15 protein-coding genes are annotated in these 19,546 nt (G+C 55.4%); 6 read left to right on the forward strand and 9 right to left on the reverse strand.

Going from position 1 to position 19,546, the window contains the following annotated elements; translation table 11 throughout:
* Positions 1-105: 105 nt before the first annotated feature.
* Genes FCL49_RS01480 through FCL49_RS01490 form a run of 3 tightly spaced genes read left to right on the forward strand, consistent with a single transcriptional unit; the run spans position 106 to position 3,244 of the window.
* Entirely contained in the window at positions 106-2,718 is a 2,613-nt protein-coding gene (locus FCL49_RS01480; RefSeq protein ID WP_174352113.1) for a YdbH family protein, read from the forward strand.
* Positions 2,715-2,912 (forward strand): YnbE family lipoprotein, encoded by a 198-nt coding sequence (locus FCL49_RS01485; protein WP_174352114.1) that lies wholly within the window; start codon positions 2,715-2,717, stop codon positions 2,910-2,912. Before FCL49_RS01480 ends, FCL49_RS01485 begins: the two co-directional genes overlap by 4 nt.
* Positions 2,913-2,920: 8 nt before the next feature.
* Positions 2,921-3,244: a YdbL family protein gene (locus tag FCL49_RS01490; RefSeq protein ID WP_174352115.1), complete on the forward strand. Its 324-nt coding sequence runs from the start codon at positions 2,921-2,923 to the stop codon at positions 3,242-3,244.
* A 127-nt stretch (positions 3,245-3,371) separates the two neighbouring features.
* On the opposite strand, the gene azoR is transcribed toward FCL49_RS01490, so the two are convergent.
* The gene (gene azoR / locus FCL49_RS01495) at positions 3,372-3,977 is read right to left on the reverse strand and encodes an FMN-dependent NADH-azoreductase (protein WP_174352116.1); all 606 of its coding nucleotides are present in this window, start codon (positions 3,975-3,977) and stop codon (positions 3,372-3,374) included.
* A gap of 269 nt (positions 3,978-4,246) precedes the next feature.
* Between azoR and hrpA the strand changes: the two genes are divergently transcribed.
* Positions 4,247-8,134, forward strand: coding sequence for an ATP-dependent RNA helicase HrpA (gene hrpA / locus FCL49_RS01500; RefSeq protein ID WP_174352117.1), 3,888 nt, complete (start codon positions 4,247-4,249; stop codon positions 8,132-8,134).
* A 70-nt stretch (positions 8,135-8,204) separates the two neighbouring features.
* Here hrpA and FCL49_RS01505 read toward each other — a convergent pair whose 3' ends face one another.
* The 6 genes from FCL49_RS01505 to folM form a co-directional block, all read right to left on the reverse strand.
* A complete protein-coding gene (locus FCL49_RS01505) occupies positions 8,205-9,026 on the reverse strand; it encodes a trypsin-like serine peptidase (RefSeq protein WP_174352118.1) in 822 nt (273 codons plus the stop codon).
* Positions 9,027-9,327: 301 nt separating this feature from the next.
* Complete coding sequence (gene asr / locus FCL49_RS01510; RefSeq protein WP_135316734.1) at positions 9,328-9,621, reverse strand: acid resistance repetitive basic protein Asr; 294 nt, start codon at positions 9,619-9,621, stop codon at positions 9,328-9,330.
* Between the two features lie 310 nt (positions 9,622-9,931).
* Positions 9,932-11,428: a carboxypeptidase M32 gene (locus FCL49_RS01515; protein ID WP_174352119.1), complete on the reverse strand. Its 1,497-nt coding sequence runs from the start codon at positions 11,426-11,428 to the stop codon at positions 9,932-9,934.
* A gap of 66 nt (positions 11,429-11,494) precedes the next feature.
* Positions 11,495-12,799, reverse strand: coding sequence for a two-component system sensor histidine kinase RstB (gene rstB / locus FCL49_RS01520; protein ID WP_174352120.1), 1,305 nt, complete (start codon positions 12,797-12,799; stop codon positions 11,495-11,497).
* Positions 12,796-13,521, reverse strand: coding sequence for a two-component system response regulator RstA (gene rstA, locus FCL49_RS01525; protein WP_135316823.1), 726 nt, complete (start codon positions 13,519-13,521; stop codon positions 12,796-12,798). The genes rstB and rstA overlap by 4 nt, the downstream gene beginning before the upstream one ends.
* Positions 13,522-13,595: 74 nt before the next feature.
* Positions 13,596-14,318 (reverse strand): dihydromonapterin reductase, encoded by a 723-nt coding sequence (gene folM, locus FCL49_RS01530; RefSeq protein ID WP_174352121.1) that lies wholly within the window; start codon positions 14,316-14,318, stop codon positions 13,596-13,598.
* Positions 14,319-14,443: 125 nt separating this feature from the next.
* Between folM and FCL49_RS01535 the strand changes: the two genes are divergently transcribed.
* Positions 14,444-14,860 carry a hypothetical protein gene (locus FCL49_RS01535; RefSeq protein WP_174352122.1) on the forward strand — a complete coding sequence of 139 codons (417 nt, stop codon included), beginning with the start codon at positions 14,444-14,446 and terminating at the stop codon, positions 14,858-14,860.
* 29 nt (positions 14,861-14,889) lie between these two features.
* Here the strand turns inward: FCL49_RS01535 and FCL49_RS01540 are convergent, their stop codons facing one another.
* Both FCL49_RS01540 and ydgH read right to left on the reverse strand, forming a co-directional pair.
* Positions 14,890-16,281: an amino acid permease gene (locus FCL49_RS01540; RefSeq protein WP_174352123.1), complete on the reverse strand. Its 1,392-nt coding sequence runs from the start codon at positions 16,279-16,281 to the stop codon at positions 14,890-14,892.
* 243 nt (positions 16,282-16,524) lie between these two features.
* A complete protein-coding gene (gene ydgH, locus FCL49_RS01545; RefSeq protein WP_135316729.1) occupies positions 16,525-17,475 on the reverse strand; it encodes a DUF1471 family protein YdgH in 951 nt (316 codons plus the stop codon).
* 538 nt (positions 17,476-18,013) lie between these two features.
* Between ydgH and pntA the strand changes: the two genes are divergently transcribed.
* Positions 18,014-19,543 carry a Re/Si-specific NAD(P)(+) transhydrogenase subunit alpha gene (gene pntA, locus FCL49_RS01550; RefSeq protein WP_017892974.1) on the forward strand — a complete coding sequence of 510 codons (1,530 nt, stop codon included), beginning with the start codon at positions 18,014-18,016 and terminating at the stop codon, positions 19,541-19,543.
* Positions 19,544-19,546 lie beyond the last annotated feature (3 nt).

Here is a 19,546-nt window from a genome sequence, read left to right on the forward strand (position 1 = left end):
TGTCAAATTCATGCCATCATTATTGCCAATTCAGGCATAGACTTAGCCTAAATGGCCTTTGGCCCGGGTAAAGGGCGCCTAACTCAGGAATGAAACAATCATTTAATGACTAAGCGATTGAAAGTATTCATAGGGATTGTGGTGAGTGTGCTGATCCTGCTGGTGGCGCTGTGGCAAACTCTGCCGCGCTGGCTGCCGCGTGTGCTCTCGCACTGGTTACCGCAGGGCAGCCAGTTGGTTTTGCAGGGCAAACCCCAGTGGCGGCAAGGCGCTTTGCAGCTGGATGGCGCCCGCTTTTTAGCGCAAGACTGCCTGCTTGCCAGCGCCGGCCCAACCCGATTGGCTTATCAGCAGGGCCGCTGGCAACTGATCAGCGACAAACTGCATATCGATACTGCATGTTTATCAAAATTGCCTGCCGATGAGGCTAACAGTGCCCCCCTGGCGCTGGACCAACTGCAAAAACAACTACCGCTGCTGGATATCACCATCAAGGATCTCTCGGTGCTGCCGTGGCAATTCTATGCCGGTAAACTGCAGATACATGCCACGCCAGAAGGCCAGAGCCTGCAATATCAAGGACCCAACATCAGCGTTGACGCGCTGCTGGATCAACATCAGCAACTGACGCTGAACAGCTTGACTCTCACTGCGCCCAACAGCCCGCAGCCGCTGCATCTGACCGGCAAAATCAGCATTCCGCTGGATTTGGACAGCATGCCGACGCAAGGCGCACTGCAGGGCGAACTGCAGACCGCTTATCTGGAAAAACCTTTGCTGGTGGATATGCGTTGGCAACAGCAGCAGGGGGTGATGACGCTGACGGAAAAGGGGGCAGAGAAACCTTTGGCCACCTTGCCGTGGGAAATCAATCCGCAGCAGGTCAGTATCAAGCAGGGCGAGTGGCGCTGGCCCTACAGTCAGCAACCGCTTAACGGCGGGTTGAGCATCGCGCTGCATGACTGGAGCAAAGGCTTTGATGAAGCCCAGATCAGCGCCCGTTTAAATGTGATCACCGACGGCCACAACGGCAAAGGCAACGCGGTGTTGACGCTGGGGCCGGGTAAGGTCGGGCTGATTGACAGCGACTTACGCTTCCAACTGACCGGTCAGGCGAATATGGCCGACTTTTCCATGACCGCTTCAATCCCTGGCATCATCAGCGGCACTATTCTTAACCCGACGCTGGTGTTGCAGTCTGGGTCACTGCTGCGTTTGTGGGGCAACGCCACACCGGAAATGAAACTGGAAGAGGCGCGGTTGCCGCTGGCCGGCGTAAAGGTCACCGCGGGCGGCATCACCGGCCGCCTGCAGGCGATCATTAATGCCAGCGACAGCTACTGGGGCCGTTTTAAACTGCATCTGGATGGCAAGGCCCAGGATTTTTGGCCGGACCACGGCAACTGGCAATGGCGCTACTGGGGTAACGGCCAGTTACCGCCGCTACAGGCCGCCTGGGACGTTGCCGGCAGCGGCAGTTGGCAGGACAGTACCCTGGTGCTCGATCGTCTCTCTACCGGCTTTGATCAGTTGAAGTACAGCATGGTGACGGTAGACGCACCGCGCCTCAGCCTTAGCCAACCGCTGCGTTGGCAGCGTGACCAGCTGGCCCCGGCATTCAATGGTGAACTGCAACTGGTTTCCGGCAAGGTGAGCTTCACCAATGGGGGTTACCTGCCGGCGCCGGTGCTGGCCCTGCAGCTCAAGGGCAAGGCGCCGGACAGCTTCCAGCTACAGGGCAAACTGCAGGCGGAACAGATTGGGCCGATAGCACTGCGGGGCCGCTGGGATGGTGAGCGTTTGCGCGGAGAAGGCTGGTGGCCGAAACAATCGCTGAAAGTGTTCCAACCCTTGATCTCACCGGATCTGAATATCAAACTGCGCGACGGCGAGTTTTATGCCCAGTCTGCTTTTTCTGCTGCCCGGGTACAGGGCTTTGAAGCCGGTGGCCACTGGGTGGTGAAAAACGGCGGCATGTGGCTGAAAGACGGCGAGATGAGCGGCCTGGACTTTGTGATGTCCTACCGACTGAAAAATCATCTTTGGCAGTTGGGAGCCAAAAAGCCGGTGATGTTACGCATCAAGTCGATTAGCAACCTGTTTGAAATGCAGAATATTACTGCCGATTTGCAGGGGACTTACCCTTACAGCGAACAGGCACCGCTGACGCTGAGCAACGTGGGGATGGATGCGTTAAACGGTCATATCAGCCTGTCGGCGCTGCGTATGCCGCAGCATGACGCCGCTGTATTGAAACTGGATAAAGTCGATCTCAGCGCCTTGTTTACCGCGCTGAAGCCAAAACAGTTTGCCATGTCCGGGCGAGTGGATGGCGAACTGCCGCTGTATCTGAATCATCCCAAATGGCTGGTGCGCAATGGGTGGATCGCCAACTCGGGCATGCTGACGCTGCGGCTGGACAAGGATATGGCCGATGCCATCGGCAGCAATAATCTGGCGACCGGCGCGGCGATCGACTGGCTGCGCTATATGGAGATTAACCGCTCGAAAGCCAGGGTTGATCTCGACAACCTCGGTGAGCTGACGCTGAAGGCGCGCATTGATGGGGTTAATCCGCAAAAAAGTGCCAAACGAGAAGTTATCCTGAACTATAGCCATCAGGAAAACGTGTTTCAGCTGTGGCGCAGTCTGCGCTTTGGCGACAATTTACAGGAGTGGCTGGAACAGGCCCTCTCAAAACCTGGGGAACAACCATGAAAATCATCAGCAGGCCATTGCTGGTCGCCGTGCTGGGCACGTTTTTGCTGAGCGGCTGCGTGCCGCGCATCGAGGTCGCAACGCCTAAAGATCCGATCACCATCAACATGAACGTGAAGATCGAGCATGAGATCCACATCAAGGTGGATAAGGACGTCGATAATCTGCTGAAAACCCAAAGCGGCCTTTTCTAGGAGCCAACATGAAAAAACGTTATTTAGGCTTGATGGCCGCCGCCTGGATGTTCAGCAGCATGGCGATGGCGTTGACGCTCGATGAGGCCAAGCAGCAGGGCCGCGTGGGGGAAACGCTCAGCGGTTATATCGCGCCGGTGAAGCAGGATGCGGAAACGCTGACGCTGGTGAAAAACATTAATGCCGGACGTACCGAAAAATACCAGCAAGTGGCAGACAGCAACCATATCACCATTGACGATGTGGCACGCATGGCGGGGCAGAAACTGGTAACGCGAGCCCCGGCTGGGGAATACGTGCGTGGTATCAACGGCCAGTGGCTGAAGAAATAAAAAAAGCGCGCCGTTTGGGCGCGCAATAAAATACAGCATTGGATTTTTATGAGGGTAGTGCAGGTGTGACAGGACTTTAGTCATACTGTGGTGGCTTCGCCTGGGCATTACGCCCCAGCGAGAGACATCAGGCGGCAACTACCTGAGTCAGTAAGGCCTTGGCGTCGGCCTGTGCTTTGGTCGCAACGTCCGGGCCGTAAGCAATGCCTTCTGCGAACACGAATTCAACGTCGGTGATACCGATAAAGCCCAGGAACAGACGCAGGTAAGGTTCTACCAGGTCAGTCGGGGTGCCTTTATGAATGCCGCCGCGGCTGGTCAGGATGATTGCGCGTTTGCCTTTCACCAGGCCTTCAGGGCCGGTTTCGGTGTAACGGAAAGTGACGCCGGCACGGGCAATCAGGTCAAAATAGTTTTTCAACTGGGTTGGGATGTTGAAGTTGTACATCGGTGCCGCCATAACGATGGTGTCATTGGCTTGCAGCTCAGCAATCAGCTCATCGGACAGAGCCAGCGCTTCGGTCTGACGTGGGGTCAGCGGGGTATCGGAAGGGCGCAGTGCGCCAACCAGCTCACCGTCCAGTACCGGGATTGGCTGAGCAGCCAAATCACGCACGGTGATGGTGTCGTTGCCATGAGCGTTTGCCCATTGCTCAACGAAGAAATCGGCCAGTTGGTTAGACTGAGAGTAGCCCGCCAGGATGCTTGATTTAAGAACCAATACTTTGCTCATCGGTAATTCCTTAGGTTAAGACAGTGACATCAGGACGGTGCGTCCCTTGCATGCAGTACACTGTATTCACATTTTTCCGGCAGTGATAGCGCAATATTTCGAGACCTTTGTTCGATTTTATTGAATAACCTTTTCGGCCTTAAGCGGCGGGATTATGGGGAAAAAGCGGCTTGTGATATTCTTCGCGTCCAAAGCTGAAAACTGGCTAACTCATTACCAAACCGTTGCTAACGCTTGATACAGCAGCGATGAAACAAGGAATACCGAACGTGAAATCTCCGCTCGTGGCATTGTCTGCCCAACTGGGCGAGCTGATGCTCCGTGATCAACAGCGCCTGCAACGTCGGCTGCAGGGCGCACGAAAAATCAAAAATCCCGATGCTCAATTGGCGGCTGCCGTTGAAATCGAAAGTGACATGGCGCTGGCGTTGCGTAAGGTGCAATCTCGCGCTGCGACCTGCCCGAAAATAACCTATCCTGAAAACCTGCCGGTCAGCCAGAAAAAGCAGGATATTCTGCAGGCGATCCGTGACCATCAGGTGGTGATTGTTGCCGGTGAAACCGGTTCGGGGAAAACTACCCAGTTACCGAAGATCTGCCTGGAACTGGGGCGTGGGGTCAAAGGGCTGATCGGCCACACCCAACCCCGGCGTCTGGCCGCGCGCACCGTGGCCAACCGTATTGCCGACGAACTGGAAACCCCATTGGGCGGCAGCGTCGGTTATAAGGTGCGTTTTAACGATCAGGTCGGGGAAAATACCCTGGTCAAGCTGATGACCGACGGCATTCTGCTGGCGGAAATCCAGCAGGACCGGCTGTTGATGCAGTACGATACGCTGATCATCGATGAAGCGCATGAACGTAGCCTGAATATCGACTTTATCCTCGGCTACCTGCGCGAACTGCTACCCAAGCGCCCGGATCTGAAAGTCATCATCACCTCGGCAACCATAGATCCGCAGCGGTTTTCGCGTCACTTCAACAACGCGCCGATTATTGAAGTTTCCGGCCGCACTTATCCGGTGGAAGTCCGTTACCGCCCGGTGGTGGACGACGCCGACGATACCGACCGCGATCAACTGCAGGCGATTTTCGATGCGGTGGACGAACTTGGCCGCGAAGGGCCGGGGGATATCCTGATCTTTATGAGCGGTGAGCGCGAAATCCGTGATACCGCAGATGCATTGAACCGCCTTAATCTGCCGCATACCGAAGTCTTGCCGCTGTATGCCCGGCTGTCCAACAGCGAACAGAACCGGGTGTTCCAGTCACACCACGGTCGGCGCATTGTGCTGGCCACCAACGTGGCGGAAACCTCATTAACCGTACCGGGTATCAAGTATGTGATTGATCCGGGGACGGCGCGCATCAGCCGCTACAGCTTCCGTACCAAGGTCCAGCGCCTGCCGATCGAGCCGGTGTCTCAGGCCTCGGCCAATCAGCGTAAGGGCCGCTGCGGCCGTGTGTCGGACGGTATTTGTATTCGCCTGTATGCGGAACAGGATTTCCTGTCGCGACCGGAGTTTACCGATCCGGAGATCCTGCGCACCAACCTGGCGTCGGTGATTTTGCAGATGACCTCGCTGGGGCTGGGGGATATCGCCGCTTTCCCGTTCGTCGAGGCGCCGGACAAGCGCAATATTCTGGATGGCGTGCGCCTGCTGGAAGAATTGGGGGCGATTAAAACGGCAGAAAATGGCCATTACCAGCTGACTTCGCAGGGCCGTCAATTGGCACAGTTGCCGATCGACCCACGCTTGGCGCGTATGGTGCTGGAAGCGCAGAAGAGCGGTAGCGTGCGTGAGGTGATGATTATCACCGCGGCGTTGTCGATCCAGGATCCGCGTGAGCGGCCAATGGACAAACAGCAGGCGTCGGATGAAAAGCACCGTCGCTTCGCGGATAAAGACTCGGACTTCCTGGCCTACGTGAACCTGTGGGACTGGCTGAAAGAGCAGCAAAAAGAGCACTCCTCCAGCCAGTTCCGTCGGCTGTGCCGCAATGACTTCCTGAACTACCTGCGGGTGCGCGAATGGCAGGACATCTACACCCAACTGCGCCAGGTGGTGAAAGAGTTGGGGCTGCCGGTTAACAGCGAGCCTTCCGATTACCGCAGCGTGCATACCGCGCTGCTGACCGGGTTGCTGTCGCACATCGGCCAGAAAGATGCCGACAAGCAGGAGTTTACCGGTGCCCGCAACGCGCGTTTCTCTATCTTCCCGGGGTCCGGCCTGTTCAAGAAGCCGCCGAAGTGGACCATGGTGGCCGAACTGGTGGAAACCAGCCGCCTGTGGGGGCGCATTGCCGCACGTATCGAGCCGGAGTGGATAGAACCGCTGGCTCAGCATCTGGTGAAGCACAGCTACAGTGAACCCCACTGGTCTAAATCGCAGGGAGCGGTGATGGCCAGCGAAAAAGTGACGCTGTTCGGGTTACCGATCGTTGCCGCGCGCGCGGTCAATTACAGCACCATTGATCCGCTGCTGTGCCGTGAGCTGTTTATTCGCCATGCGTTGGTGGAAGGCGACTGGCAGACGCGCCATGCGTTCTTTGCCGCTAACCTGAAACTGCGTGCCGAAGTGGAGGAGCTGGAACATAAATCGCGTCGCCGTGACATTCTGGTGGACGACGAGACCCTGTTCGCCTTCTACGATCAGCGCATTCCGAACGATGTGGTGTCCGGGCGTCATTTCGATAACTGGTGGAAAAACGCCGGTAAGCAAAATTCAGACCTGCTCAGTTTTGAAAAAGAAATGCTGATCAAGGACGGTGCCAATCAGGTCAGTGCGCTGGACTACCCAAACACCTGGTACCAGGGCAACCTCAAGCTGCGTCTGACTTACCAGTTTGAACCGGGCACCGACGCCGATGGCGTTACGGTACACATTCCGCTGCCTATTCTTAATCAGGTTGAGCAACAGGGCTTCGAATGGCAGATCCCGGGTATTCGACGGGAACTGATCATTGCTCTGATCAAGTCATTGCCGAAGCCGGTACGCCGCAACTTTGTACCGGCGCCGAACTACGCCGAAGCTTTCCTGGGGCGGGCGACGCCGCTGGAAATGCCGCTGCTGGATTCGCTGGAGCGCGAACTGCGTCGTATGACTGGTGTGACGGTGTCACGTGAAGACTGGCAATGGGATCAGGTGCCCGATCACCTCAAGATGACATTCCGGGTGGTGGGTGAAAAACACAAAACCCTGCGTGAAGGCAAAGATCTGACGGCGCTGAAACTGCAATTGAAGGACAAGGTGCAGGAAACGCTGTCGGCGGTGGCAGACGATGGGCTGGAACAAAGCAATCTGCATATCTGGAGCTTTGGCAAACTGCCGGAGTTTTATGAGCAGAAACGCGGTGGCTACTCGATGAAGGCTTACCCGGCGCTGGTGGACGAAAAAGACAGCGTGGCGATCCGCCTGTTCGACAGCGAGCAAGAGCAGCGACAGGCTATGTGGCAGGGCACGCGTCGCCTGCTGCTGTTGAATATTCCTTCGCCTATCAAATATCTGCATGAAAAGCTGCCGAACAAGGCCAAGCTGGGGCTGTACTTTAACCCTTACGGCAGAGTGCTGGATCTGATCGACGATTGTATCTCGTGCGGCATCGACAAGCTGATCGCAGAACACGGTGGGCCGGTGTGGCAGGAGGAAAACTTTGCCCGCCTTCAGGAGCTGGTGCGCGGCGAACTGAATGAAACGGTGGTGGGCGTCGCCAAACAGGTCGAACAAATCCTGACGGCGGTGTTTAACATCAACAAGCGCCTGAAAGGCCGGGTTGATATCTCGTTGGCGCTGGCGCTGTCGGATATTAAAACTCAGCTCGGCGCTCTGGTTTATCGTGGGTTCGTCACCAACAACGGCTGGAAACGCCTGCCGGATACGCTACGTTATCTGCAGGCGATTGAACGTCGGCTGGAGAAGCTGGCCATCGATCCGCACCGTGACCGCGCGCAAATGATACGGGTGGAGCAGGTGCAGCAGGCCTGGCAGCAGTGGCTGAACAAACTGCCGCCGAAACGCCTGCAGGATGACGAGGTGAAAGAGGTGCGCTGGATGATCGAAGAGCTGCGCGTCAGTCTGTTCGCTCAGCAACTGGGCACACCTTATCCGATCTCGGACAAGCGTATCCTGCAGACTATCGAGCAGCTTTCGGGTTAAGCGACGTGGGCAGCCTGGATTGCAGGCTGCCCGATAACCCAGACGTTTTATTCAAGGGGGAGTTAAGCGTTTATTTTCCTGCAGCCAGCGCATCCAGCGCATCGCGAATACCGGTCACTGCCAGCGCACGGTTATCGGCGCGGTAACGATCTTTGGCTGCCGGTGCAGAACTTTGAATGGCAATCAGCCGCCAGCCGTCGGCAGTTTTCAGCAGTAACGGCGAACCGCTATCGCCGGGCAGAGTATCGCACTGGTGCGACAGGACGCCTTGTTGCGCCCAGCCGGTCACTTTGCAGTTCTGGTGGCTGTAGAGGTCATCCAGATGATCCTCCGGATATCCTGCCTGGGTAATCAGCCGTTTGGCTTGTTTCATTGCCTGGGTCAGCGCCTTGCTGTCGCCTTGCCACAACGGCAGCGGCTTAATCGGCAAGGCTTTTTTATCCTTCAGACGGATCAGGGCAAAATCATAGGCCGCCGCCGCAGGCGGTACTATCCAACCTTCACCGTCAGGCTTGAGTTTTTTGCCCAGTTTGCGATCAACCAGCGTTTCAATGTTGTCGGTCTGGTATTTCCAGGTCTTATTACCGGCCACAAAACGAAGTGCAATGGCTTTGTCCAGTTGCCCCGGTGGCGCCAGCACGCAATGACCTGCGGTGAGCGCCAGATGCGGTGAGATCAGCGTGGCGGTGCACAAGTTACCGCTGGCGGTTTCCACCTGTCCAATTGCCTGCCACGGCCAACCGTCGGTTTCCGTTACTTTTATACGTTCATCTTTGCCAAAAAATAAGCGGGTTTGCTCAGCGCTCGATGCATCGGAAGGGCTGTCGGCCCGTGCTGAGAGGGAGAGTGCGAGCGGGAATGAGCACAGCAACAGCAAAACGGTTATGCGCATAGGTTTCTTGCCTGGAAAATACGGGTCATCCATAAACACACTGAATGGTAACTATAGACTGATTTAGTCGCCGTGTGGATGGGCAGTGATTGATTTTTCAATAATTTCTAATCCAGAGGGGCTGTACAGCTACAGATAAAAAAAGGCGGCAATCAGTCCGCAGAGGATCAGCGTGGTCAAAATGATTTCAAATAAGTAGCGACGCAGCATGATGAGAACCCCCGATGAAAAAACACCCGGCGAACCGGGTGTTGGATAACTCAAGCCTGAACTGGTGAGGGGAGCCTCACATTAGTTGCTGTTACGCCGCTTTTTTATGGCTGGCTTTTTTGTGGTGCTTTTTAGCTGCCTGGGCTTTCTGAGCCGGTGCTTTTTTAGCGGTAGCTTTGTGGTGTTTTTTGGCGGCCTGGGCTTTTTGAACCGGCGCTTTCTTCGCGTGATGTTTTTTCACGTGAGTGGTCTTGGCTGGTGCAGCCATGGTGGTAGTAGCCGTCGCCGCTGGTGCGGTAGTGGTGGTAGTGGCAGCGTCAGCAGCGAAGGCAACAGAAGACAGACCCATTGCAGCGGCAACAACCAGAGCTAATACTTTTTTCATTGTTGATTCCTCAAATTACTCATCATGTATCAAGCCCACTGCGGGGCCGGTGATAAGATAGTAGGCAATCATCGTGATGCTTTCCGTGAGTGATTGGTTTCGGCGTGTAACCTAATGTACATCGCGAAAACAGGCCGCTAAACCAAGCGAGTTTGTCGCCCAGGCAAGCCTATTTTAGTTACAACATACTAATAGTGAATAGCCAACCCGCACTCTGCGGCTTGGGTGCCTTGGATAGGGAAAGTGCGCTATGGAATACTCATGGCAAAGCAGGGGGGAAAAGGCACGGGGTTAGCCGTGCCTGGGGTTCTTACAGGTAACGGCTTTCCAGATGCTTACGGAAATAGTCAGGATTCAAGGTTTCGCCGGTCGCATTGGTGATTAAGGTTGCGGTAGGGAAACGGCTGCCGTGACGCCAGATATTCTGTTTCAGCCAATGGAACAACGGGGCCAGGTTGCCTTCGGCAATGTCAGCGTCCAGCGTTGGCAGGGCTTTGCGTACGCTGTGGAACAGTTGTGCGGCATACATGGCACCCAGAGTGTAAGTCGGGAAGTAGCCGAAGGCACCGTCGGTCCAGTGAATATCCTGCATACAGCCGTTACGGTAGTTGCCGATGGTATCGAGGCCCAGGTAGCCGTGCATTTTCTCGCCCCACAGCGCCGGGATATCTTCTGCCTCAATCTCGCCTTCGACCAGAGCCTTCTCGATTTCATAACGCAGGATCACGTGCGCCGGGTAGCTCACTTCGTCAGCGTCTACGCGGATCAGACCTGGCTTCACGCGTTGATTTAGTCGGATGAAGTTACTTTCTTCCAGTGCCGGTTGCTCGCCGAATTGTTTGATCACCAGTGGACGCAGGATCTTCAGGAAATCGCTGCCGCGTGCCAGTTGCATTTCAAACAGCAGGCTTTGTGACTCATGGATCGCGGTAGAACGTGCCTGGGCTACCGGCTGCCCCAACCATTCGCGTGGCAGATTTTGTTCGTAACGAGCATGGCCGGTCTCATGCACGATACCGAGCAACGCGGTCAGGAATTCTTTGTCGTTGTAGCGGGTGGTAATGCGAACATCTTCCGGTACGCCACCGCAGAATGGGTGGGCGCTGACGTCCACGCGACCGCCGTCGAAGTTAAAACCGAGCAGCTTCATCACGCTCAGGCTCAGTTGACGTTGAGTTTCCACATTGAACGGCCCCTGGGGAACCAGACAAGGTTCCTGAGCCTGTTTGGCCACTACCTTCTGCAGCAGGTCGGGCAGCCAGGTTTTCAAATCGCCAAAGATGCGGTCAATGTCGCTGCTACGCATCCCCGGTTCATACAGGTTCAACAGGGCATCATAGCGACTGCTACCTGCCGCTTCGGCACGGATCTGCGCTTCCTGACGGCTCAGCTTGACCACTTCACGCAGATTTTCCGCAAAGCCTTCCCAGTCGTTGGCGGGACGTTGGGAGCGCCAGGCGTGCTCGCAGCGGGCGCCGGCCAGGGATTTAGCCTCGACCAATGATTCTGGTACCAGTACCGCATTGTCATACTGGCGGCGCATTTCCAGCAAATTAGCCTGGTCCACGTCGTCCAGCGTTTCTTGCTGCGCGCGTTCAAACAGACGACCGGTTTTATCCGAGGTTAAAATCTGGTGTTGCAATACGCTTAGCTCAGCCAGTGCCTCGGAGCGTGCTTTGCTGCCGCCCGGTGGCATCATGGTCTGCATATCCCAGCCGGCAATGGCGGAGAGGTGGCCGAAGCGTGACAGGCGGGTGAAAATGGCACGCAGCTCGTCGTAGGAAGAAGGGGAATGTGCAGATGTCATCGTTTAGCTCCATTTTTTGTAAACCGGATAACTCTTTGGCGTTTTTATGCTGCTACGTCAACGGGGTTACACCGGGTCTGCTTTTAAATTGAAAGTGGGCTTGAGCGGCCAACAGAAGCGGAAGCTGGCACCGCCCAGAGGACTGGCGTCAACGTAGACCTGGCCCTGGTAGGCCACGGCAATGGAATGAACAATCGCCAGACCCAGTCCACAGCCGCCGGTAGCGCGATCGCGGCTGGGATCCAGACGCACAAAGGGCTCAAATACCCGCTCACGTTCTTCCGGTGGAATACCTGGGCCATCATCTTCTACCTGCAGGCAGGCGTTGTCACCGTCAAACCACAGGCCGATGCGCAAGCGTTGTTCACTATAACGCAGCGCATTGTTCACCAGATTATCCAGCACCCGCTCCATTAGCCGTAAATCGACGCCGCCAAAATCACCGACGTGCGGGATGTTCAATTCGATTTCACGTTCCGGGTGGATCAGGCGCAGGTCGTCAGCCTTGTCTTCCAGCCACTTGGGTAAATCCAGCGGTTCTATATTGAGCGCGACCTGCGGACGGTCGAGACGCGCATAGGTCAGCAGTTCGTCGATCAGTGACTCCAACTGACCGATATCGCGATTCAGCGCCTGCTGTTCACTGTCGGAAAGGTTATCGCTCATCGCCAGACGGTAACGTAGCCGGACCAGCGGGGTGCGCAGTTCATGGGCGATACCGTCGATCAACTGTTTCTTGCTGGCGATCAACGTATTGACGTTATCCGCCATCTGATTAAACGCCACGCCAAGCCGGTTCAGGCTGGAGGTAGGGTCGAAATGGGTTCGCTCATCGAGATGCCCGGCCCCCAGGCGTTGGGCCGCATTTTCCAACTTCAGCAAGTCCTGCCAGTGCGGACGCATCCACAGAAATACCGGCAGTGCCAGAGACATGCCGATAAACACCAGCAGTGCCAAATCCAACAGCCGCATTTGGTGCAGGTAGAACAGATAAGGGATCGGGCCGACCACCAGTACGTAGTGACTACGTGGGATGCGCTGCATAAAGGTGTATTGGTCGTCGAGCGCGATGATCTCCCCAAGGCGCAGCCGTTTTTTCAAATCTTCACTCAAGTCCTGTTTACCGAGCGGCTCGATGTGCAGTTTAAATGACAGGTTCAGGTCCAGCGTGGCGATGGTCTTGTTCCAGTCTTTCAACGGAATTTCCCGCAGTTCGCTGCGCATCAGGTACAGCGAGCTTTTCATCAGGTCGTCCATCGACTGGCGGCCGGCGCGTTCGGCGGTGACTTTGTACACCAGGCCCACCAGCATCGCCATCACCAGGAAACAGACGAAAAGCAGCAGGAAGAACTGCACAAAGAGCTTTCTCATTGCTGCACGAACTCCCAGGCATTTGGAGCGAACAGGTAGCCTTTATTACGGACGGTTTTGACGCGGAAAGGCTCCAGGGCATTGTCGTACAGCTTGCGGCGCAGGCGGGAAATCGCCACGTCGATACTGCGATCCAGGCCGTCGTAACTCACGCCACGCAGGTTTTGCAGCAGGGCTTCGCGATCCATTATTTGGCCTGCGTGGGTAGCCAGTTCCCACAGCAGATCAAAATCTGAGGTGGAAAGGGTGATGACCTCTTCACCCAGCGTCACCTGCCGGTTGACCGGGTCAATGCATAACAAGCCAAAGTGCAGGGCGTTGTGTTGAGTGAGCGGTTGCGTCGACTCTTCCTTTGGCTGGCCGCCATGCTGACGCAGGTGCAAACGCAGTCGCGCCAGTAACACTGCCGGTGGCGTGGTCTTCAGGATGTAATCGTTAGCACCCATTTCCAGCGAAAGAATATGGTTCATATCGCTGTCGAGTGAGGTGAGCAGCACGATCGGACCGGGGAAGGTTGGGCGCAAATCACGGCACAGCGTCATGCCGTCCTTGCCGGGCAACATAATATCCAGCAGCACCAGATCCGGTTGTTCCAGCTCGATGCGTGCCTGTGCACTGTCGCCGCGTGGCTCAATCAACACTTCAATGTCGTGCTTGCCCAGATAGGCGGCAATCAGTTTGCCGACTTCGGGATCGTCTTCTACAAAAACAATTTTATGCATATTCAGCGGTTTTATCAGAATAACGAAATTCAGCATAACGCGGGGCTCCGCGATACGCCATGCAGATCTGTGCGTTAGCGCAGCGGACGTCCGCCGTCGACACCATGGGTGCGGCCGGTGACATAGCGGCTGTCCAGCAGATAGTTCACCAGATTGACCACTTCGCTCTCGCCAGGGGCGATTTTCATCAGGGATTTTGCCAACGCCTGTTGCCGATAATGCTCGTCGTCGCCCGGATTGAAAATAATCAGCGCCGGTGCGATGGCATTGACTTTCACTTCGGGCGCCAGCTTGCGGGCAAATGAGCGGGTCATATTGTCCAGCGCGGCCTTACTGGCGGCATAGGCAATGTGTTTGTCGCTGCCTTTCTCTACCACATAGTCGGTCAGATGGATGATATCCGCGCCGGCTTGCCCCTGGCCCAACAGACAAGCTTCCAGCAGTTGATTGAGCAGATAAGGCGTATAAACGTGAATTTGCAACATGGCCGCCATCACTTGCTCCGGCGGTACTTCCGGCGATTCGGCCTGCCAGGCGCTGGCGTTGTGGATCACCGCGCGCAGTTTGGGCGCTGCCTGGCGGACCTGCTCGGCGAAACGGTAGATACCGTCGTGCGTTGAGAAATCGCCCTGAATGCAGGTTGCTCCCAGTCTTTTCAGTTCGCCCAGCGCCGGGTAGTCGCTGCGATAGGCAATGATCACGGGAATATCGCGTTGCAGGAATGACCTTGCCAACGCCAGTCCAATCCGGCGTGCGCCGCCGGTAATCAGCACCGGTGCAGAGTTGTGAAGTTCCATTGATTAAAGCTCCTGGACAGACTGGCAAACAATAGGGGAATTATGCCATTATACGGCGGAAATTCGTTAAAGCTTCGCATCGATTATCCATTTCAGGATGTAATACACGGCAATGAGAGGAAGGGATGAACAGCAGTCACCTTGCACCCGTCGCCCGCAGTGAGAAAATCTGTTTTGATTACATGGATTTTCTGTCCGCATCGTGCAAGAAGCACTGGCGCTTTGTTGATGCAATTTATGGCGTGATGCCATTTTTTGGCATGGTATTGAAATCACAGGCTTCCGCTTCGCAAACGCGGAAAGAACAGTTGAAAGCGTTGGCGCTGCAGGTGGTTTCCACCCAGGTCAGCGACGAAACCAACATCGTGCGCCTGATCGATCTGGCCCAGCAGCAGGGGCTGGCAGTATTCGACATTAAGCTGCCTTACGCTCTGGACTCGCAGCAGTTGGCGACCATTCAACAAGAGTGCGTCGAGGGAGTGATTATCTCTCAGGTTGGGGAACGCATGACCATCAGCCTGCGCACATCTCAAAGTAACTGACCGGGTGATCCCACCCGGCCATTCTTCACTTACTGCAGCATAAACCAGCCGGCCGGGACCGTGGCCATCAACAACAGAAAAATACTGCTTTTTTCCAGCCGATTCAGCAATTTGACGTCATTATGTCCGCTTCGGGCATAGATAAACACCAGCAGCCCCGGTGCATACAGCAACACCGACATCAGCAGATGCATTAACCCAGAAGCATAGAGCAGCCAAATACCGTACAGGCAGGCACCTGTGGCGGCGAACATCAGCCGTTTGTCCTGACGACGGATCGCCACCTTAAACAGGAAGGCACCGACCAGGAAATAAGGCACCAGGATCATTTCCGAGGCGATGGTCAGCAGAGAATTATAATTGCTGCCGGTCAGCCAGATCAGCACCAGGGCGAACTGCACGGCAATATTGGTCAGCCAAAGTGAAGCCGAAGGCGCGTGATTCTTGTTCTGCTTGCAGAAAATCTTTGGGAAGGCGCCGTGTTGTGCTGCCAGCAGCGGGACTTCGGCGGCCATAATCGTCCAGCTCAGATAGGCCCCGCAGACCGAAACAATCAGCCCGGCAGCGATAATCACGTCACCCCAGGGGCCAATCAGGTCGACCATCAGCACCGCCATGGAAGGATTGCGCATTTCGGCCAATTCGCTGCGCGGTACCACCCCCAGGGACAACAAAGTCACCAGCAGGTAAACCGCCAGTGCGGAGATCACCGCCAGCATGGTGGCACGGCCGACATCCTTTTTATGACGCGCCCGCGCTGAAACCACCACTGCGCCTTCCACACCGATAAATACCCACAGGGTAATCAGCATGGTATTTTTTACCTGTTCCCACACCGGTTTACCGAGAGCGACGCCGTGGAAATCCAGCGTAAAGACGTCCATGTTGAACGCCATTGCCGCCAACACGGCAAACATCCCCAGCGGCAACAGCTTGGCCAGGGTCGCCACCAGATTGATGCTGGCTGCGGTTTGCACGCCACGCAACACCAGCGCGTGGACGATCCACAGCAATACGGACTCCGCCAGCAGTGCCTGCCAGGTATTGCCATCGCCCAGAATGACGTTGCCGCCGCGGTCGGTGAATAAACTCAGTGCGGCGAATACGATCACCAGATAAGAGACATTGGCGATCACCGCGCACAGCCAGTAACCCCAGGCGGAACAGAATCCCACCAGCTCGCCAAAACCTTCTTTCGCATAGGTAAAGATGCCGCCGTCCAGATCGGGGCGCAGGCGGGTAAGCAACAGCATGGCAAAAGCCAGAAACAGGATGCCAACGCCGGTAATCGCCCAACCCAATAGCAGGGCAGCCGGGCTGGCAACCTGCGCCATGTTTTGTGGCAGGCTGAAAACCCCGGCGCCCAGCATTGAGCTCAGCACCAATGCGGTTAACGCGGTAAGACCTAGTTTTTTTTCCAATGACGGATCCTGAGCGCAGAATAAACAACTGGAAGGGAACTGCTTGGCAGTAATAACCTAATGACAATTACTGAACGAGTAGACAATAGCCCTAAAAATTGGCGCAAATTCTACGGCTGGATGCGTGTGGATGCAATGATTAACTATGCGTGATTTACAAAAAACTATTCAACTGGCAGGGCGGTGAACGACAAAAAAACGGGCAGCTCAATGGCTGCCCGATGGTAAACCGCAAATTGAAACTTATTTGAACAGATCGGCGCTGACGGTCAGGTTGCCGCCGCTCTTGTTCTGCCACTGGCGGGTCACGTGATAGTATTTGGCGCCTTTCTCGGCTGCGCGTTTAGCGACTTCGCTGGAAACGTCAGTCATGCTGTTGAAGTGGCCAGTGAAGGTCACGGAATCAAACGGCACCATCTGCGCGGCAGTCACGTTGTTCACTTCCTGAATTTGGGTACCGTTCGGTAAAGTGACAGTATAACGTTTGCCGGTAGAAGACTGGGTTTCGAAGAAACGGCCTACGTCGCGACTTGGTGAGCCAGAAGAGGCAACACCCGGAATTTCAACCTTGGCAGCAGCAGCGCCACCGGCAGCCAGTGCGGCTTTACCGGCTTCAGAGTCGGCCGGAATGGCATCCGGGCTCTGAACGACACGTTTAGGGGCATCGGCTTTATAGATATAAGCGGTAATGAACTGGTTACCGCCCTGGTTGGCATCAACCTGACGCACGATAAAGAAAGAGGCTGCGCCTTTCTTTTTCGCTTCTTTACTGATGGCATCGTTGATGTCCGGCTGGCTGCGGTAGAAACCGCTGACGCTCACCGTATCGTACGGCTCCAGCAGGAAGGCCTGTTCTTTCGGCAGCTCGGTCACCCCGTTAATTACGCGGTATTTCGGGTCTTTGCTCACTTCCGGCGCATCTTTATGATAAAGATCTGCGGTGACGCGCCAGTTGCCGCCATTGTTGCTGTTGTTGCTATCCTGGATATAGAAGGAGTCTGCACCCAGTTTGTCTGCACGGCGGGATACGGCATCAACGGCTTCATTGATGGCATTAAAGCGGCCGGTAATCGTGATGCGATCAAACGGCTTCAACGCCGCTGCTTTTTCAGGAGTTAACTCTTGTGCCGCCTGAGCAGACAGCGCAGTGAGTGATAACAAGGCTGATGCGATGATCGTGTTCTTCAGCTTCATAAAAAATCCTTTCGCCTAGCGCATTAACGTTTATAACGTGCTGAACTGTTTAGGTGTAATTCAGCCGCCGATTATTACATGTAATCTCGACCAGTGTCTCAGCATTTTATGTCATCCCGTGAGACAACCCCCCAGAAGGATTGTGCCCGATATTCTGCGCAGAATCGCCATAAGTTTCAATAATAAAGCCTTTGATGTCATAAGTGTTAATTATTCACAATTTTATAACTTTTATGCGCTTTGGCCGTGTGTCACTGGAAAGTCGCCAACCTTCGTCAGCCCCAATATGGCCGCAAAAACGGCATTCCACTGGGGTTTTTAACTTTAATTTGCGATTTATCATGTCACTGTCTGAGTTTTTATGTAAAAACAGACCTGAATGCGTAAGCAATTATGGATCATCGATCATATTTTCAGTAGGTTATAGATGGCGCCTTAATTCGTTGCCGACAAGGTTAATAAAAATCTGTCAGCCGGGGCCATCGCTATGGGTAGGAAGATAATAAACATCATCATAGACAGGTGAGAAGGGAACATTATGCGTATTGGTGTACCAAGAGAACGGTTGGCCAATGAAGCCCGGGTCGCAGCAACGCCGAAAACGGTGGAACAACTGCTGAAGCTGGGCTTTACCGTCGCGATTGAAAGCGGGGCGGGTAAACTGGCAAGTTTTGACGATAGCGCTTATGAAGCCGCTGGGGCAACAATCACCGACACCGCTGATGTCTGGCAGTCGGATCTGATTTTAAAAGTTAACGCACCGCTTGAGGACGAGATCGCGTTAATGCGCGAGGGCAGCACCCTGGTCAGCTTTATCTGGCCGGCGCAAAACCCGGAGCTGATCGCGCAGCTGGCCGCTCGCAACGTCACTGCAATGGCGATGGATTCTGTACCGCGTATCTCACGCGCACAATCCATGGACGCACTGAGCTCAATGGCCAACATCGCCGGTTACCGTGCGATTGTTGAGGCCGCGCATGAGTTTGGCCGCTTCTTCACCGGGCAAATCACCGCTGCCGGCAAGGTTCCACCCGCCAAGGTCATGATCATCGGTGCCGGCGTAGCGGGCCTGGCGGCCATCGGTGCTGCAGGAAGCCTGGGGGCGATTGTTCGCGCCTTCGACACCCGTCCGGAAGTCAAAGAGCAAGTACAGAGCATGGGCGCGGAATTCCTCGAGCTGGATTTTGAGGAAGAAGCGGGCAGCGGCGATGGCTATGCCAAAGTCATGTCCGAAGCCTTTATCAAGGCCGAGATGGCGCTGTTCGCCGCCCAGGCGGCCGAGGTCGACATTATTGTCACCACGGCGCTTATCCCGGGCAAGCCGGCACCGAAGCTTATCACCAAAGAGATGGTGGCTTCGATGAAACCGGGTAGCGTGATCGTCGATCTGGCGGCGCAAAACGGCGGCAACTGTGAGCTGACCGTAGCCGACCGCGTGACCGTTACCGACAACGGCGTGAAAATCATCGGCTATACCGATTTGCCAAGCCGCCTGCCGACTCAATCCTCACAGCTTTACGGTACCAACCTGGTTAACCTGCTGAAGCTGCTGTCGAAAGAGAAAAACGGCGAAATTGACGTTGATTTTGAAGACACCGTAATCCGCGGCGTTACCGTGGTGCGCAGTGGCGAAGTCACCTGGCCGGCACCGCCAATCCAGGTTTCTGCCCAGCCTAAACAGGCACAGGCCGCAGCGCCGGTTGCCAAACCGGCAGCAAAACCGGTTTCACCCTGGCTGAAATATGGCCTGATGGCGCTGGCCATTATCCTGTTTGGTTGGTTGGCCAACGCCGCACCGAAAGAGTTTCTGTCTCACTTTACCGTGTTTGCGCTGGCCTGCGTGGTGGGTTACTACGTGGTATGGAACGTCAGCCATGCATTGCACACCCCGTTGATGTCGGTCACCAATGCGATCTCAGGGATTATCGTGGTCGGTGCGTTATTGCAGATTGGCCATGGCGGCTGGGTGAGTTTCCTCTCCTTTATCGCCGTGCTGATCGCCAGCATCAACATTTTTGGTGGATTCACCGTCACTCAGCGCATGCTGAAGATGTTCCGCAAGAACTAAGGG

The sequence above is a fragment of the Serratia proteamaculans genome (assembly GCF_013337185.1).
Taxonomy (GTDB): domain Bacteria; phylum Pseudomonadota; class Gammaproteobacteria; order Enterobacterales; family Enterobacteriaceae; genus Serratia; species Serratia proteamaculans_D.